The sequence below is a fragment of the Corallococcus aberystwythensis genome, assembly GCF_003612165.1.
Classification (GTDB): domain Bacteria; phylum Myxococcota; class Myxococcia; order Myxococcales; family Myxococcaceae; genus Corallococcus; species Corallococcus aberystwythensis.
This window is the reverse complement of the sequence record NZ_RAWK01000056.1, coordinates 1-16,665: the sequence shown is the minus strand read 5'-3', so window position 1 is coordinate 16,665 and position 16,665 is coordinate 1. Positions and strand designations below refer to the sequence as shown.

General features: G+C 71.6%; 11 protein-coding genes. 5 read left to right on the top strand and 6 right to left on the bottom strand.

All coding sequences use genetic code 11. The features are described 5' to 3' along the window. Window positions 1-87: 87 nt before the first annotated feature. Window positions 88-624: a DUF7919 family protein gene (locus tag D7W81_RS11545; RefSeq protein ID WP_120555410.1), complete on the top strand. Its 537-nt coding sequence runs from the start codon at window positions 88-90 to the stop codon at window positions 622-624. Here D7W81_RS11545 and D7W81_RS11540 read toward each other — a convergent pair. Further along, the gene (locus tag D7W81_RS11540) at window positions 605-1,885 is read right to left on the bottom strand and encodes a phospholipase D-like domain-containing protein (protein ID WP_244227143.1); all 1,281 of its coding nucleotides are present in this window, start codon (window positions 1,883-1,885) and stop codon (window positions 605-607) included. The genes D7W81_RS11545 and D7W81_RS11540 overlap by 20 nt on opposite strands. 176 nt (window positions 1,886-2,061) lie before the next feature. Between D7W81_RS11540 and D7W81_RS11535 the strand changes: the two genes are divergently transcribed. Together D7W81_RS11535 and D7W81_RS42765 are read left to right on the top strand one after the other, a co-directional pair. Further along, window positions 2,062-2,832 (top strand): hypothetical protein, encoded by a 771-nt coding sequence (locus D7W81_RS11535; protein ID WP_147445438.1) that lies wholly within the window; start codon window positions 2,062-2,064, stop codon window positions 2,830-2,832. Between the two features lie 166 nt (window positions 2,833-2,998). Beyond that, window positions 2,999-3,172, top strand: a complete 174-nt coding sequence (locus tag D7W81_RS42765; RefSeq protein WP_167508051.1) for a hypothetical protein — start codon at window positions 2,999-3,001, stop codon at window positions 3,170-3,172. A gap of 90 nt (window positions 3,173-3,262) precedes the next feature. Here D7W81_RS42765 and D7W81_RS11530 read toward each other — a convergent pair whose 3' ends face one another. The 4 genes from D7W81_RS11530 to D7W81_RS11515 all read right to left on the bottom strand — a co-directional run bounded on the left by D7W81_RS11530 (window position 3,263) and on the right by D7W81_RS11515 (window position 10,009). After that, entirely contained in the window at window positions 3,263-4,489 is a 1,227-nt protein-coding gene (locus tag D7W81_RS11530; RefSeq protein WP_120555408.1) for an ABC transporter permease, read from the bottom strand. A gap of 21 nt (window positions 4,490-4,510) precedes the next feature. After that, the gene (locus D7W81_RS11525) at window positions 4,511-5,737 is read right to left on the bottom strand and encodes an ABC transporter permease (RefSeq protein ID WP_120555407.1); all 1,227 of its coding nucleotides are present in this window, start codon (window positions 5,735-5,737) and stop codon (window positions 4,511-4,513) included. A 152-nt stretch (window positions 5,738-5,889) separates the two neighbouring features. Next, window positions 5,890-7,923 carry a lysyl oxidase family protein gene (locus D7W81_RS11520; protein WP_120555406.1) on the bottom strand — a complete coding sequence of 678 codons (2,034 nt, stop codon included), beginning with the start codon at window positions 7,921-7,923 and terminating at the stop codon, window positions 5,890-5,892. Between the two features lie 100 nt (window positions 7,924-8,023). Continuing rightward, complete coding sequence (locus D7W81_RS11515; protein WP_120555405.1) at window positions 8,024-10,009, bottom strand: lysyl oxidase family protein; 1,986 nt, start codon at window positions 10,007-10,009, stop codon at window positions 8,024-8,026. Between the two features lie 217 nt (window positions 10,010-10,226). On the opposite strand from D7W81_RS11515, the gene D7W81_RS11510 reads away from it, so the two are divergent. Continuing rightward, window positions 10,227-12,014 (top strand): MDR family MFS transporter, encoded by a 1,788-nt coding sequence (locus tag D7W81_RS11510; protein WP_120555404.1) that lies wholly within the window; start codon window positions 10,227-10,229, stop codon window positions 12,012-12,014. Window positions 12,015-12,027: 13 nt separating this feature from the next. Here D7W81_RS11510 and D7W81_RS11505 read toward each other — a convergent pair whose 3' ends face one another. Further along, window positions 12,028-13,539 carry a M20/M25/M40 family metallo-hydrolase gene (locus D7W81_RS11505; protein ID WP_120555403.1) on the bottom strand — a complete coding sequence of 504 codons (1,512 nt, stop codon included), beginning with the start codon at window positions 13,537-13,539 and terminating at the stop codon, window positions 12,028-12,030. A gap of 572 nt (window positions 13,540-14,111) precedes the next feature. On the opposite strand from D7W81_RS11505, the gene D7W81_RS11500 reads away from it, so the two are divergent. Next, window positions 14,112-16,665: PAS domain-containing protein (locus D7W81_RS11500; protein ID WP_120555402.1), on the top strand; the 2,554-nt coding region annotated here is incomplete at its 3' end.

Sequence of the window (16,665 nt, the reverse complement as noted above, 5' to 3'; positions counted from 1 at the left end):
GTTGACCATTCCCTGTCAGCTGGGCAGGGCGGGCACCGGCCGCTGGCTTGCTCCCACGCCGGGCGCGGTGGGACGCTTGATGGCCTCATGGCCTGGTTCGAAGACCTCACTCCCTGTTCCGACCCTGGCGAGGGCGGCAAGCCCGTGCTCGCGGTGGGATGGATCGACCACCTGCACCCGTATCCTCGCGGCCACGCGTCCCGGCGCTTCGTGATGCGGATGGTGGAGCTGCTGGAGGACCCGTGGCAGCCCCGGCGTTCGCTCGGGTGGCACGACTGCGCCCTGTGCCGGTTCACCGAAGGGCCTCGCACCTTCGAGCTGGAGGGTGGGCCTCGCGTGAAGCTGGGCACCAGCAACCTCTTCATCCCCGCGTATGACCGGCTCTACATCGCCCCGTCGATGATGGTCCACGCCGTGGACGCGCATGGCTACGCGCCGCCAGAGGAGTTCGTGAAGGCGGTGCTGGTGTGCCCGCCGATGCGCTCGCCCGCGTACCTGGCCGCGCTGCGCGACGTGGCCCCGCCGTGGCTCCTGGACGCGGGCCCCCTGCCCCGGATGTCCGCGGGCGCCAGGCTGCGGGCCCGGTCGCGCCGCACGCCCCGGCTCATAGGAAGTCGCCGATGAGCCACGGGAGCTGTTCGCCCAGCTTCTGAAGCAGGCCCCGCCGCTTCCAGCCGTGCCAGTGGACCTCCGCCGAGTGCGTGAGGTCCTGCTCGAAGGCGGCGGCCAGCTCCTCCGCCAGCACCCGGTCCTCCACCATCACCGAGCCCTCGTCGGTGTGGCTGAGCGCCAGCGGATCCAGGTTGGTGGAGCCCACGACGCTCAGCAGGCCGTCCGCGACCAGCGTCTTGGAGTGCATCATGGAGATCTCGTACTCGTAGATGCGCACGCCGGCCTCCAGCAGCCGCGCGTAGGACGCACGCTGCGCGGCGAACACGGGCCCCACGTCGTGATGGCGGCCGGGCACCAGCACCCGCACGTCCACGCCTTCACGCGCCTTGAGGATGAGCATGTCGCTGATGGCTTCCGACGGCAGGAAGTACGAGTTGGCGATCCACAGCCGGTGCTTCGCGGACGCGATGGACAGCAGCCACATCCTCGACGCATCCGACAAGAAGCGGTGGCCCGTGCTGGCGACGAAGAGGGCCCGCGCATCCCCGGCGGGAGCGAGCTCCGGGAAGGACTCCGGGGGCAGGAAGTCCCCGCCGGACTCCTGCCAGTTCTGCGCGAACGCGAGCTGCATGCCGCGCACGACGGGGCCTCGCACCCGGATGTTGGTGTCGCGCCAGGTCTCCGGCGCGTCGCCATTGCCCAGCCAGCTGCGCCAGATGCCGAAGCCTCCGGTCAGCGCGACCTCGCCGTCGCGGATGACCATCTTGCGGTGCATGCGCGCGCGGAACCGCACCGCGTCCAGGGCCGTCACCGCGCCCTGGTAGGGACGGTAGATGCGCACTTCGCAGCCGGCGTCCGCGAGCACCGGGGCCACGACCTCGAAGTTCACGCTGCCCAGCGGATCCACGATGACGCGGCACTGCACTCCGGGGGCCCGCTCGCGCAGCGCGATGAGCAGCCGGTCCGACGGGATGCCCGGACGCCAGATGTAGCTGGCGATGTGGATGCTGGAGCGGGCGGCGCGGATCTCCTCCTCGATGACGTCGAAGACCCGGCCGTTCTGCACCAGCTCCATGCCGTTGCCGGGCTCCATCGGGATGCCCAGCGTCTGCTCGATGGCGAGCTCGCGCGCTTCCGGGTCCTCCGGCAGCGCGCGCAGGCGCAGGTCCTGTCGGTGGTTCGGGTAGGGACACCCCGCGGCGAGCAGGGCGAGCAAGATGGGCCAGACCAGCCGCACGGCCCCGAAGCTAGGGCAGCCCCCGCCCTCGCGCATCCGCCGTGTGCCTCCAGGTGGAGGAAGGGGGGGGAATGGGCGTGGCCACCGTCCACCCGCTGACGGTTGAAGCCCGTGACACGAGAGGCCGGTGGTGCTGGACGCGCCGCGTGCGCACTGCTGGGTGCGGACTTCGGATGCGCAGGGAGGACGGACACGGCATGGAGCGACGGGGGATGGCACCAGCGCGCGGGATGCTCCTGCTCGTGGGCCTGCTGGGGGCACCGGGAGTGGGCGCGCAGGAGGCCCCTCCTCCACCTCCAGCGGAGGCCGCTTCCTCCACGCCTCGGGATGATCCGCCGCCCACGCCCGAACCTCCGCCGCCTCCGCTGGAGCCCACCGTCCTGGATGCGCCGTTCCTGGACGCGGAGCCTCCGCCTCCCGCCGTGCCTCCGCGTGCACTGCGGCCCTTCATTCCCCACGGTGAGCCCGACACGGAGGCGCCCCTGTCCGGCGGCACCTGGGCCGCGCATGGCGGCGTCGCGCTCCTGCCCCTGGGCGCCGTCTGGGGCGCGACCCGCGTGGGTGGGGACACACGCCTGGGCGCCACCGCCGCGGAGGCCGCCGCGGGCACCGTGCTCGCCTCGCTCCCCGGGCGCTTCCTCTTCGTCCACCCCTCGTATCCACAGGGCCGGTGGCTCGAGCTGGAAGTCGGCGCGTTCGGCGCCGCCATGGTCGTCACGCCTCCCGTCGCCGCGCTCGGCACCTGGGGCATGGGCGAGGTCGCGTTCGGCGACAGCCAGGACCGCGGCCGCGCGTACCTGGGCGCGCTCGGCGGCGCGACCGTGGGAATGCTCCTGGGCATCGCCGCGCATGAAGGCCTGCGCCACCTGGCCGGCTCCAGCGAACGGCTGGACTTCCTGCGCCGCTACCTCGCGCTGTCGCTCATCGGCTCCGGCGCCACCGTGGGCTATCAGTGGAGCCGCACCCCCACTCCCAGGCGTTGACGCGTCGTTTCGCCGCACCAGCGTTTCAATTTTCTTCCCGCGTGCGGCACCTCGGCGCCCCGCCCTCCACGCCAGCGCGCGGGCCTGCAACATCGCCAGTGGCGATGTCAGCCCCCGTCCCTAGAGTGCTCCGTGCAGCGCCAACACCACGCAAGGAGACGACACCATGCAGGCTCGCAAGAACGTCCGTCGCATCGCCTTCGTCCTCGCCGCCGCCGCCACCGTGATGGGCCTGGGCATCGCCGCCACGCCGTCCTCCGCCGACGCGCAGGACTGCACGCCCCAGTGTTTCAAGAACCCCATCAGCGGGCAGATCACCTGTACGTACCCCTGCCCGTAGTCCCGGGCAGGCCGCGACCGTGATGCGAAAAGGCCCCGCCCGCTTCATGCCGGGCCGGGGCCTTCTTCATGCGCGAGGAGGCAAGCCGCGCTACTCCGTGCGCATGGCCTCCACGGGGTCCAGCTTCGCCGCGCGCGCCGCCGGGTAGATGCCGAACCCCAGCCCCACCCCGCAGCTCATCACCAGCGACACCACCACGGACCACAGGGGCACTTCCGTGGGCAGGTTGATCATCCAACGGGCCAGGTGCGCCAGGCCCACGCCCAGCGCCACGCCCACCGCGCCGCCCACCAGCGACAGCACCACCGCCTCCAGCGCGAACTGCGCGAGGATGCGGTAGCGCTTGGCCCCCAGCGCCTTGCGGATGCCAATCTCCCGCGTCCGCTCCGTCACGGCGACCAGCATGATGTTCAGGATGCCGATGCCGCCCACCAAGAGCGACAGGATGCACACGCCGAAGCTGGCCGCGGACACCGCGGAGGAGAGGTTGTTGAACATCTCCGTGGCGCTCGCATTGGTGTAGATGAAGAAGTCGTCCGGTTCGTCCGGCTTGAGCCCGTGGCGGCGGCGCATGAGCAGCGTCACTTCATCCTGGGCCCGCTGGAGCACGTCCGGGGACACGGCCTGGATGCTGATGCGGAAGTCGCGCACGCCGAACATGCCCCCGAAGGTGGACAGGGGAATCATGGCCTGGTTGTCCTGGCTGCCGCCGCCCATGATACCGCCCCGGCGCTTGAGCGTGCCCACCACCTGGAAGGTGCGGCCCAGCAGGCGGAACTCCCGGCCCAGGGGGTCCAGGCCGGGCCACAGCGTGTCCGCCAGGTCCGCGCCAATCACCGCCACGCGCCGCCCGTCCACGAACTCCGCGTCCGTGAAGGGCCGCCCGGTGGCGAGGCTCACCGAGTTGGTGTGGAAGTACTCCGCCGTGCCGGCCCAGACGTTCACGTTGGGGCGCGACTCGCGCTCCGCGGTGGAGGCCTTCTGGCCGCCCTTGGAGTCCTCACCGGCGGCCTGCGCGATGGAGGGCTGCGTGCGGATGGCGTCCAGGTCCGCGTAGGTGAAGCGCGGCCGGCGCGCGAGCTCCGAGATGGACAGCTCGCCCTGGCCGAAGGGCAGCCGCTGCACCTGGAAGCAGTCGCTGCCCAGCTCCGACATCTGGTCGTTCACCTGGTTCTTGAGCCCCTCGATGAGGGACATCATGGACACCACGGTGGTGACGCCGATGACGATGCCCAGGAGCGTCAGGAAGGAGCGAAGGGGGTTGGAGCGGAACGTGCCGAACGCCAGCCGCACCGTGTCCCAGAAAGCCATCCACATGGTCTGAAGTCTCCCGCTCGCCTAGTCGTGGCGGAGCGCTTCCACGGGGTCCAGGTTCGCGGCGCGCGCCGCCGGCCAGATGCCGAACAGCAGGCCCACCACCGCGGAGAAGCTCACGCCCAGCACCACCGTCATGGGCTGCACCGCCGCCGCCAGGGGCGTGAGGAAGTTCACCAGCCACGCGATGGCCATGCCCACCGCGGTGCCCAGCGCGCCGCCCACCGCGGACACGCTGGCCGCCTCCATGAGGAACTGGAAGATGATGGTGCGCTTCCGAGCGCCCAGCGCCCGCCGCACGCCAATCTCCCGCGTCCGCTCGCGCACGGACACCAGCATGATGTTCATGATGCCGATGCCGCCCACCAGCAGGGTGATGAGCCCCACGCCGGTGGCCGCGCCGTAGAGCGCGCCGGTGAGCTGCTTGTACATGTTGGCCAGCTGGTCCGGCCGGTTGATGGCGAAGTCGTCCGGCGCGCCGGGCTTGGTGTTGCGCTCGCGGCGCAGCGTCTCCGTGAGCCGGTCCTGCACGCGGGGCACGTTCTCCTGCTGGTCCACCGCGAGCGCCATCACCACGTCGCGCTGGGTGCCGAAGTGCCCCTGGAACGCGGGGTACGGCAGCATCACCACCAGGTCCACGTTCTGCCCCAGCACCGTGCCGCGCTCCACGATGACGCCCGCGACGCGGTAGGGCCGGCGGTCCACGAGGATGCGGTGGCCCACGGGGTTGATGCCCGGGAAGAGCACCTTGCCGATCTCCGCGCCAATCACCGCGACGGAGGAGCGGTTGTCCACGTCCGCCTCCGTGAGGAAGCGCCCCTGCGCCATCTCCACGGAGGACGTCATGGCGTAGTCCGGGCTGGTGCCCATGGTCTGCACGGAGGCGAGCTTCCGGTTCTGGAAGGCCACCTCCGCGTTGATGAACATCATGGGGGCCACGGCGACCACGTGCTCGGAGGCGTTGCGCAGGGGCTCCACCAGGTCCAGCGAGAGCGCCTTGCGGTTGCGGTACGCCCACCAGTCCCCGTTCATCACCCAGGGGAACTTGGACACCTGGAGCGTGTTGGAGCCAATCTTGTTGAGCTGGTCCGCGAAGGAGCTGTTCAACCCCTGGATGATGCCGACGATGGCCAGCAGGGTGCACACGCCCACGCCAATGCCCACCGTGGTGAGCACCGTCCGCAGCCGGTTGGAGCGCAGCGAGGTCAGCGCGATGCGCGCGCCCTCCCACACGTCGACCCGGAAGTTCACGAAACCACCCCTTCATGCTGGAAGCCGCGCGGCCCACCGGCACCGGGAAGGTCCCCGGCGGGCGGGCCGCGTCAGGCACTCTACGCCCAGGAGGGCCGCCCATTGCACGCGGCCTTCACCGGACGCCTGTTTCCCAGCGGGGTTTCCCGGTTTCAGGGCAGCACGGTCACCGTGTCGCCAGTCAGGCGCACCTTGACGTTGACCTCGTTGGGCAGCACGTCGGCCTCGTCCACGATGTGGTTCTCATCCACGCCCACGCGCACGGTGTACTCGCCGTCCGGGGTGTCCGTGACGTCCAGCCACTGGCAGGGCAGGTCCGCGGCGTAGACGTCCGACCAGCCGGGGGAGATGCCCGTGCCCGGGTCGTACCAGCCGTAGGGCTGGCCGTCCGCGCAGTACTGGGTGAAGTCGATCATGTAGAAGCCCTGCTTGCGCCCCAGGGACATCGTGTTGCCCTCCGCGTCCTTCAGGTCGTAGCCGGCGAAGTTCGTCAGGTGGTGGTGGTCGTGGCACTCGTCGTAGACGAAGAGGTCCGGGCGCTCCTCGGGTGAAGGCACCACCAGCGGGCCCGTGCCCATGTTCATGATGGAGGTGGTGAAGCGCAGCAGGCGCCGCTCGCCGCCCGCGGGCACGCAGCCCTCCTTCACCTCGCACGAGTCCGCCGTGAAGGAGCGCCGCTCCAGGTAGAGCGTGCGCGCGAGGACGTCCCGGTCCACCGTGAGGTCCGGCTTGCCGTTCACCGGGTCCACCGGGAGGTTGCACGTCCGCGTGGGCGCCAGCGCGGGGGCGGGCTCCTGCGAGTCCGGCACCGCGCCGCCGCCGAACACCATCACCCGGCCCAGGGTGGCGTCTCCCGTGGATGCACCCGAGGGCGTGCCGCTGAGTCCCGGGGGCACGCCCACCACCAGGTCGTCGTACCCGTCCCCGTCCAGGTCGCCCGCGGAGGCCAGGCCCAGGTAGTCGGTGCCCAGCGACGTCTGGGGCAGGAGGCGGTTGGCGCGCGGCCACGCCCACACCGGCTCCAGCGGGCCGGACACGTTCGCGGTGGGGCGGAAGAGGTACACGCGGCCCACGGCGCCGATGGCGAAGTCGTGGCCCGTGCCGCCCTCCACCATGGCGCCCACGGAGGCGACGGGCTCACTGAAGGTGAGGAAGGACTGTCCCAGGAGGGGGAAGGCCGCGTCGTCCATGGGCTGCCAGGTGACCTGCGGCGCGTAGCCGGGGCTCGCTGCATCGGACAGGTGCAGGCGCTGGCTGCCGTCCAGGAGCAGCAGCGCCTCCGAGCGGCCGTCTCCGTTCAGGTCGGGCAACCTGGCGAAGGACTCGGCCTGGCCCGTCCACACGGGCTGGGCCGTGAGCGGTCCTTCACAGACGCGAGCGCTGCCCGCCTTGCACCCCAGGAAGAGATCCACCGTGAAGTCGTTGTGGATCACGGCCAGGTCCTGGACCCCGTCCCCGTCGGCGTCTCCCGCGGACCTGGGGATGCCGGTCAGCTTGCGCACGGCGGTGAAGGCCCCTTCCGGCGCGCCCGGCGTCGAGCGGTACACGGTGAGCTCCCTGGGGAGTGTGGAGGAGACGGCGAGTTCGTGCCTCCCGTCCCCGTCCAGGTCCAAGAGCCGCGCACCGTTGAAGCGAAGGGTGGTGGAGTCCGGCGCGCGGAACACCGGCTGCGTCAGCACCTGGGACAGGTCCGGCCCGCCCTTGAAGACGCTGACGCCGAAGGAGGTGGCGACGAGCACGTCCGCGTACGCGTCCCCGTCGATGTCGCCCGTGCTCACCGTCATCTTGTAGCTGGAGGCGAGCGGACTGGGGTGCACCCACGTCAGCGTCGTGGTGACGGGCGTCTTCGAGAAGTCGCGCGCCTCGCCCGCGTACACCATCACGCGGCCGGGGTCCGTCTTGAGGGCCGAGCAGGGCGCGGACGTCACCAGCAGGTCCTTGCGCCCGTCGCCATTGACGTCGCCCAGCGCCACGCTGCGGCCGAAGCACTCGCGGGGGCTGGCGCCGTCACCGTTCACCAGCCAGCGCGGCGTCTCGGAGAGGGTGGGTCCCGCGGAGGTACCGCCGTCGTCTTGAGAGCCCGCGTCCGGCGTGCCGGCGTCGGGCTGGGGCTTCGGATCATCCTTGCAGCCCGTCACGGCCAGCAGACCCACCACCGCGAAAGACCGCACGAACCGCATCCGCATGTATGACTCCCCGTGGAATGAACGGGCCGGCCTTCCACCGGCCCTGCCCCGAGGAGCCCCTTCGAGGAGAAACGATGCGCGCGGACTTTTTCGCGCCGCCTCAGGGCAGCACGGTCACGGTGTCCCCCTTCAGGCGCACCTTGACGGTGGCCTCGTTGGGCAGCGCGTCGAGCTCGTCGATGATGTGTTTCTCATCCACGCCCACGCGCACGGTGTAGTCGCCGTCCGGGGTGTCCGTGACGTCCAGCCACTGGCAGGCGGTGTCCGCCGTGTAGACGTCCGACCAGCCCGGGGAGATGCCCGTGCCCGGGTCGTACCAGGCGAACTGGGTGCCGTCCGCGCAGTACTGGGTGTAGTCGATCATGTAGAAGCCCTGCTTGCGCCCCACGGCCAGGGACGTGCCGGAGGCGTCCTTCAGGTCGTAGCCCGCGAAGTCCACCAGGTGGTGGTGTTCGTGGCACTCGTCGTAGACGAAGAGGTCGGGCCGCTCCTCGGGAGAAGGCACCACCGCGGACGCGGTGCCCATGTTCATGATGGAGGTGGTGAAGCGCAAGAGGCGCCGCTCGCCGCCCGCGGGCACGCAGCCCTCACGCACCTCGCAGGAGTCCTGCGCGAAGGAGCGCCGCTCGATGTAGAGCGTGCGCGCGATGACGTCCCGATCCACCGTGAGGTCCGGCTTGCCGTTCACCGGATCCACCTGGAGGTTGCACATCTTCGTGGGAGCCAGCGCGGGCGCGGGCTCCTCCAGGTCCGGCACCGCGCCGCCGCCGTACACCACCACCCGGCCCGGCGCGCGCGTGCCGTCGTTCTCTTGCGACAGGCCCACCACCAGGTCATCGAACCCGTCCCCGTCCAGGTCGCCGGGGCTGACCACGCTGGGGAGGGTGAAGCCCAGCATCGTCTGGGGCAGGAAGCGGTTGGCGCGCGGCCATGACCACACCGGCTCCAGCGGACCGGACACTTTCGCCGTGGGGCGGAAGAGGTACACGCGCCCCAGCGAGGCGAGGACGAAGTCGTTGCCCGTGCCGCCCTCCGCCATGGAGCCCACCGTGGCGCTCTGGTAGGCCACGACGGGGAAGGCCGGGTCGTCCATCAACTGCCACACGGGCGTGGCGGAGTAGCCCTGGATGGAGGCGTCCGACAGGTGCAGGCGCACGCTGCCCCTGAGCCCCGTGAGCAGGTCCGGACGGCCGTCTGCGTTCAGGTCCGGAATCCCCCGCATGCTCTCCGCCAATCCCTTCCACACGGGCTGCGTGGTGAGCGGTCCATCACAGGCGCGCAAGCTGTCCGCCTTGCAGCCCAGGAAGAGGCCATGGCTGTACTCCTCCTCAGGCAGGGTGATGAGCAGGTCCTGGGCGCCGTCCCCGTCCGTGTCTCCCGCCGACTGCGCGAAGCCGGACAGCACGCGCGCGTTGGTGAAGGGCCCCTCCGCCCCGCCGGGCGTCGCGCGATAGAAGGTGGTGCTGCCGGTGAAGGTCGTGACGAGCAGGTCGTCCAGTCCGTCGCCATCCACGTCCAGCAGCTGCGCGACGACGAAGCGCGTGGTCGAGGAGTCCGGCACGCGGAACACCGGCTGGGCGAACACCTGGGACAGGTCCGGTCCGCCCTTGTACACGCTGACGCCGTAGTAGCTCTTCACCAGCACGTCCGCGTACGCGTCCCCGTCCACGTCGCCCGTGCCCACCACCATCTGGTAGCCCGACGTGCGCGGGCTGGGATGCACCCACGACACCGTGGAGGTGACAGCCGTCTTCGAGAAGTATGACGCCTCGCCCGCGTACACCATCACGCGGCCCGGGTTCGTGGGGCGGCTGGTGCACGGTGGAGAAATCACCAGCAGGTCCTGGCGGCCATCGCCGTTGACGTCGCCCAGCGCCATGCCCCGGCCGAAGCACTCCTGCGGCTCCAGGCCATCCCCCGCGACCTGCCAGCGCGGCGTCTCGGAGAGGGTGGGCCCGGCGGTGCCGGCATCCTCCTGGGGGCCGGCGTCCGGGACTCCGGCGTCGGGCTGGGGCTTCGGGTCGTCCTTGCAGCCTGACGCCAGGGACATCATCACGGCGCAGGTCAGCACTCCACGGATCCGCATGTTCACTCCTGGGGAGGACGCGCTCACGTGCCCGGCCCGCCCGACGTCCGGCATGAAGGGAGGCGCAGGATAGGGCCGCGCGCCGTCTTTCCCGAAAGACCCCTGCCGGATGAACGGTACCTCCGGTAGATGCCCGACGGCGCACTGCCTCCAGGACGGAGAGCAGCCGGGCAGGCGGACGTGGCAGGCCTCCGCCGCCGTCCCCAGATTCGCGCGGATGCACGCGTCCCGTGCGCGTGCCCGAGCCATGGCCGACACCGCCGCCGACACCGCCCTGGACTCCCGCGCCGCTCCGGCGTCCGAGCGGTTCAGCCGTTCACAGAAGGCCTTCACGCTGGCGGGGGCGCTCTTGGGGCTGCTGCTGGCCGCGTTGGATCAGACCATCGTCGCCACGGCGGGGCCCACCATCCAGGCGGACCTGCACATCGCGCCGGAGCACTACCCGTGGCTCACCACCGCGTACCTGGTGGCGTCCACGATGATGGTGCCGGTGTGGGGCAAGCTGTCGGACCTGCTGGGCCGCCGCGCGGTGCTGGTGGCGGGCATCGTCGTGTTCCTCACCGGCAGCTTCCTGTGCGGCGCGTCCCGCTCCACGCTCGCGCTCATCCTCTGCCGCGCGGTGCAGGGGCTGGGCAGCGCGGCGCTCTTCACCGGCTCGCTGGCGGTGGTGGCGGACCTGTTCCCGCCGCGCGACCGGGGCAAGTACCAGGGCCTGTTCGGCGCGGTGTTCGGCCTGTCCAGCGTCATTGGTCCGCTGGCCGGCGGCTTCATCACCGACGCGCTGGGCTGGCACTGGGTGTTCTTCATCAACCTGCCGGTGGGCGCGTTGGCGCTGGCGCTCATCTTCCTGCGCATGCCGCCGCTCAAGCCGGACGGCGTGCACGGTGGGAAGCTGGACGTGCCGGGCGCGGTGGGGCTGGCGGTGGGCGTGGTGCCGCTGCTGCTCGCGCTCAGCCTGGGCCATGGGAAGGCGACCCCGAGGGCGGGCGGGTTCGCATGGAGCTCCGCGCCCATCCTGGGGCTGTTCGCGCTGTCGGCGGTGGGGCTGGGCCTCTTCGTGTGGCGGGAGCGGCATGCGAAGGAGCCGCTCCTGGATCCGTCGCTGTTCCGCCTGCGCGCGTTCTCCGCGGGCAACGCGGCGGTGTTCACCATTGGCGCGGTGTTCCTGGCGTCCGTCACCTTCCTGCCGCTGTTCATGGTGAACGTGGTGGGGCTGTCCGCGACGCACTCCGGGCTGACGCTCACGCCGCTGACGTTGGGCGTGGTGGCGGGCAACGTGCTGTCCGGGCAGCTGGTGTCCCGGCTGGGCCGCTACAAGGTGCTGATGGTGGGGACGCTGCTGTTCCTCATGGGCGGCTTCGCGGTGATGGGCTTCACGCTGACACCCGAGTCCAGCCAGGCCGAGGTCACGGTGAAGATGGTGCTGGTGGGCCTGGGCCTGGGCCCGTCCATCCCGCTGTACACCGTGGCCGTGCAGAACTCCGTGCCGCCCCAGCGCATTGGCGTGGCCACGTCCGCGACGACGTTCTTCCGGCAGCTGGGCATGACGGTGGGCGTGGCGCTGCTGGGCACCGTGTTCGCGGGCACGCTGGGGCGGGAGATGCAGTCGCGCACGCGGGAGGCCACGCACGGGCTGCCCGCGGACGTGAAGCAGGAGTTGCGCGCGTCCGCGCCCGGAGGCCTGGGCGGCGAGGGCGCGCCGCAGGGCCAGCAGTTCCAGCCGGAGCAGGTGAAGGCGAAGCTGCGCGAGGGCTTCGCCGAGGAGCGGCGGCAGGCCGTGCGGGAAGGGCCCGAGGCCCGCGCGCGCGTGGACGCGGACGAGGCCCGCGCGCTGTCCACCGTGGACCGCGTGGAGCGCGCGCTCAAGGAGTCCTTCACCCGCGCGACGATGGCGGTGTACCGCTTCGCCATCTTCGTCGCGCTGGCGGCCCTGCTCGTCACGCTGCTCCTGCCGGAGCTGCCGCTGCGGAAGGGCGGGCCGCGCAGGTCTCCGGCGGAGTCCTGAGCGCCCGGGCGCCCTACTTCTTCGCCGGCGGAGGCGTGTCCGACTCCGGCGCGGTGGGCCGCGCGAGCGTGCCCGGCGCTTCCGCCAGCGCGTACGCCATCCACGTCACCGCCGCGGTGCTGCGCGACAGGTCCTGCGGATCCACCTTGTCCAGCGTGTCCGCCATGGAGTGGTGCACGTCGAAGTAGCGGCTGCTGTCCACGCGCACGCCCACGAAGGGCACGCGCGCGGGCTCCATGGGGCTCAGGTCCGCGCCCGTCGCGTGCCCCACCAGGAACTTCGCCGCGCCCAGCCCCTCCAGCGGTGCCAGCCACGGCCGCAGGAGCGCCTCACCGCCCGCTCCCGCGTGCACGCTCACGCCCAGGGGCCGCCCGCCGCCCGAGTCCATCTCGATGGCGGCCACGTGCCTGGACAGCTCCTTCGCGTGCGCCTCCGCGTACGCGCGGCCTCCGCGCAGCCCGTTCTCCTCGTTCATGAACAGCACCACGCGCACCGTGCGCCGGGGCGCCTGGGGCAGCTTCGCGATGAGCCGCGCGGCCTCCATCACCATCACCACGCCCGCGCCGTCGTCGTGCGCGCCCGTGCCCACGTCCCACGAGTCCAGGTGCGCGCCCAGCAGCACCACCTCGTCCGGCTTCTCGCGGCCCCGCACCTCCGCCACCACGTTGGACGAGTCCGCCTCCGGCAGCTCCGAGCACCCCAGCACCAGCCGCACCTTCACCGTGCCGCCCTGGAGCATCCGGTGCAGCGTGAGCGCGTCCTCCACCGACACCGCCGCGGCGGGCAGGCGCGGGCCGCCTTCATCGAAGCGCGTGGACCCCGTGTGCGGCGTGCGCAGCGACGCCGTGGCCAGGGAGCGCACCAGCGCGGCCACCGCGCCCTGCTTCGCCGCCGCCGCCGGCCCCCGGCCCCGCAGCCCCGCGAAGCGGCCGTAGTCCGACGCCTCCGCCATGGTGTGGTTGAAGAACACGATGCGGCCCTTCACCTTGTCACCCAGCGCGGCGAGTTCCTCCAGGGAGCTCACCTCCACCACCTCCGCCGTGACGCCCTCCGGCGGCGTGGGCGCGCTGCCGCCCAGGGCCAGCAATGCCAATGGCAGGCCCCGCGTGCGCTCGGAGGGGAGGATTTCGCCGCGCTCCTCGCCCCGCACCCAGCGCGGCACCTTCACCGGCTCCTTCCACGCCTTCACCCCGTCCGCCTGGAAGGAGCGCAGGGCCCACTGCACCGCGGCCTCCGCGGACTCGGAGCCCGACAGGCGCGGGCCCACGCCGTCCGTCAGCTCCGCCAGCCGCGCGTAGGAGTGGCCTTCCGCGAGCGCGGGCCCCACCAGCTTCGCCGCCGTGGCCTGCTGCGCGGCGCTCAGCTTCGAGACGACCGGGGCCGCCGCCTTCACCGACGAGGTGGCCGGCGACTTCGGCGCGGGCTCCTGGGACGGCGCGGTGGCGGTGTTCTGGGGGCCGGGTGCCGCCGAGGTCAGCAGGTGCAGGGCCAGGGAGACGGGCAGGACGAAGGCGGACGTGGACACTCGAATCCTCGAAGGGACCTGGTGAGTGAGCGGGGCGAGGTGGAAGTCCCAGGGGCCACCGCGCGCCGAGAGGGGGAACGCGGCGCGCGGGGCTCAACTGGGACGTCACGCACCGGTTCCGCGGTTGGGGAACGCGAGGCCCGGTACATACGCCATCTTCCAAGAAGAAGAGGACGTGCGTGCATTCTTTAAAGAAATTCCTCGCAGCGTCAAGGCGGGAAGTGAGCATTGCGACCTGCGGGTGATGTGAGTGTTCACGACCCTGCGCTACGCAAGACGTCCCATGGCACCCAGCCCTCGCGGGTGACTCCAGACGTATTCCCTATCGCGCCCCGGGCCCCGAGGCCCTGGCCGCCCTGCGTCAAGCCGACGGAGCGGCGTCCTCGCGCTTCAGCGCAGCGAATGGGTGGCGCAACTTCGGGCACTTGCAGGCCCGGACGGGCTCGCAGACCGAGGCGGTTGTTGCGCTTTCGGAGGAATGAATCCCCCGGAATTCTCCGTTGCCCACCCTGGAGGACCCGGGCGACAGTCCCACGGCCGGAGGTCGCCCCCCGACCCGCGGTTCCCCCTGCATGAGCGCGCCCTCTTCCGACACCGAACAGGCCCTGAGGGCCGAGGTCGAACGTCTGCGGCTCCGCCTGCGCGCGGCGGGATTGGATGACGGCACCGGCACGGCTCCAGAGCCCTCCGCGTCTCCCCCGGCCGAGGACACCTGGCTGCGCGTGAAGCACGAGCAGCTGCGGCTGGCGCAGGAGGCGGGCGGCATCGGCGTGTTCGCGCTGGACATCGCCACCAACCGGCTGACGGTGACGCCGGAGTTCTGCCGGCTGTACGGCGTGCCGCGAATGGAGACCGTGCCCGCGCCGGTCATCGAGGCGCTCGCCCTGGAGGAGGACCGGTCCCGGGTGTCCAACGCACGCACGCGGGCCGCGGGGCAGGTCCCCCCTTCGGTGGAGTACCGCATCCGCCGGCCGGACACCGGGGAGGTGCGGTGGATCCACCGGCGCGCGTCGCTGGTGTACGACGCGGCCGGCAAGCCGGTGCAGCTCATCGGCATCACCCAGGACGTCACCGAGCGCCGCCAGGCGGACGACGCGCTGCGCACCGCGAACGAGCGCGTGCAGCTGGCGTTGAACACCGAGGTGATGATTGGCACCTGGGTGTGGGACGTGCCCGACAACCACGTCGTCGCGGACGAGCGCTTCGCGCACTCCTTCTCGTTGAACCCCCAGCTGGCGCGCGCGGGGCTGCCCATTGATCAATTCCTGGCCGCCATCCACCCGGAGGACCGGCCCGGCGTGGAGGCGGCCATCGCGCGCACGCTGCAGGCGGGCGGTTCGTACCGCGCCGAGTATCGCGTGCGCCGCACCGACGGCTTCTACCGGTGGGTGGAGGCCAGCGGCCACTGCGTCCTCTCCCTGAAGGGGGCACCGCTGCGCTTTCCGGGCGTGCTGGTGGACATCGACGCGCGCAAGCGGGCGGAGCTGCGGCAGGAGGCGCTGCTGGAGATGGCGGACCGGCTGCGCGAGGCCACGTCCCCGGACGCCGCCGTGCTGCTCGCCATGGAGGTGGTGGGGCGGCTGCTGGGCGTGCCGCGTGCGGGCTACGGCACGGTGGACGCGGCGCACGGGCTGGTGCGGATCCACCCGCATTGGGTGGCGTCGCCGGACGTGACGAGCATCGAGGGCGTGCACCGCTTCCAGGACTACGGCGTGTTCCTGGACGACCTGCTGAAGGGCGAGGTGGTGGCCATCACGGACGTGCGGGAGGACCCGCGTACGGCATCCCAGGCGGCCGCGCTGGAGCAGATAGGTGTCCGGTCCCTCTTCGACGCCCCCATCCTGGAGCACGGCCGGCTCGTGGCGTTGCTGTTCCTGCACGACACTCGGCCGCGCCCGTGGACGGAGGATGAAATCGAGCTGACGCGCAACGTGGCCGACCGCGTGTGGGCGACGGTGTCCCGGCTCAAGGCGCTGGCGGAGCTGAAGAAGGCCAACGAGACGCTGGAGCAGCGCGTGGCGCTGCGCACGCGGGAGCGGGACCGCGTGTGGAACGTGTCCCAGGACCTGCTGGTGGTGGGGAGCCTGCCGGAGGGGAAGTTCCTCAGCGTCAACCCGGCCTGGACGCGGATGCTGGGGTGGACGGAGGAGGAGCTGCTGGGCCGCACGTCGGAGTGGCTGGAGCGCCCGGACGACTACGCGCGCACCCGCGACGAGGTGTCCCGGCTGGAGGAAGGCCAGCCCACGATGAACTTCGAGAGCGCCTACCGGTGCAAGCACGGCGGCTACCGGCGCATCGCCTGGACCGCGGTGCCGGTGCCGGAGGACGGCGTGCTGTACGCCAGCGGGCGCGACGTCACCGAGCAGCGGCAGACGGAGGACCAGCTGCGGCAGGCGCAGAAGATGGAGGCGGTGGGCAAGCTCACGGGCGGCGTGGCGCACGACTTCAACAACCTGCTCCAGGTGGTGGGCGGGAATCTCCAGTTGCTCCAGCGCGACGTGGCGGGCAACGAGCGGGGCCTGCAGCGGGTGCGCTCGGCGCTGGGCGCGGTGGAGCGAGGGGCGCGGCTGTCCGGGCAGTTGCTGGCGTTCTCGCGGCGGCAGCCGCTGGAGCCGCGCTCGCTGAGCATGGGCCGGCTGGTGCAGGGCATGGACGACCTCCTGCACCGTGCACTGGGTGAGGACGTAGAGGTGGAGACGGTCATCAGCGGCGGCCTGTGGAACACGCTGGCGGATCCGCACCAGCTGGAGAACGTCATCCTCAACCTGGCCATCAACGCGCGCGACGCGATGAAGGGCAGCGGGAAGCTGACGCTGGAGTTGAGCAACGCGTCGCTGGACGACCACTACGCGCAGGCACACCCGGACGTGCTGGCGGGGCCGTACGTGCTGCTGGCGGTGTCGGACACGGGCGGGGGCATGACGCCGGAGGTGCTGGAGCGCGCATTCGAGCCCTTCTTCACGACGAAGGCGGAGGGCCGGGGCACGGGCCTGGGGCTGAGCATGGTGTACGGCTTCGTGAAGCAGTCCGGCGGGCACGTGAAGCTCTACAGCGAGCTGGGGCATGGCACGACGGTGAAGGTGTACCTGCCCCGCGCCTTCCAGCCGGAGGCGCCGGTGACGGAGG

Excerpts from the sequence above, each read along its gene's own strand:
- D7W81_RS11545 (WP_120555410.1), top strand. The coding sequence starts at position 88 with ATGGCCTGGTTCGAAGACCTCACTCCCTGTTCCGACCCTGGCGAGGGC.
- D7W81_RS11540 (WP_244227143.1), bottom strand. The coding sequence starts at position 1,885 with ATGCGCGAGGGCGGGGGCTGCCCTAGCTTCGGGGCCGTGCGGCTGGTC.
- D7W81_RS11535 (WP_147445438.1), top strand. The coding sequence starts at position 2,062 with ATGGCACCAGCGCGCGGGATGCTCCTGCTCGTGGGCCTGCTGGGGGCA.
- D7W81_RS42765 (WP_167508051.1), top strand. The coding sequence starts at position 2,999 with ATGCAGGCTCGCAAGAACGTCCGTCGCATCGCCTTCGTCCTCGCCGCC.
- D7W81_RS11530 (WP_120555408.1), bottom strand. The coding sequence starts at position 4,489 with ATGTGGATGGCTTTCTGGGACACGGTGCGGCTGGCGTTCGGCACGTTC.
- D7W81_RS11520 (WP_120555406.1), bottom strand. The coding sequence starts at position 7,923 with ATGCGGATGCGGTTCGTGCGGTCTTTCGCGGTGGTGGGTCTGCTGGCC.
- D7W81_RS11515 (WP_120555405.1), bottom strand. The coding sequence starts at position 10,009 with ATGCGGATCCGTGGAGTGCTGACCTGCGCCGTGATGATGTCCCTGGCG.
- D7W81_RS11510 (WP_120555404.1), top strand. The coding sequence starts at position 10,227 with ATGCACGCGTCCCGTGCGCGTGCCCGAGCCATGGCCGACACCGCCGCC.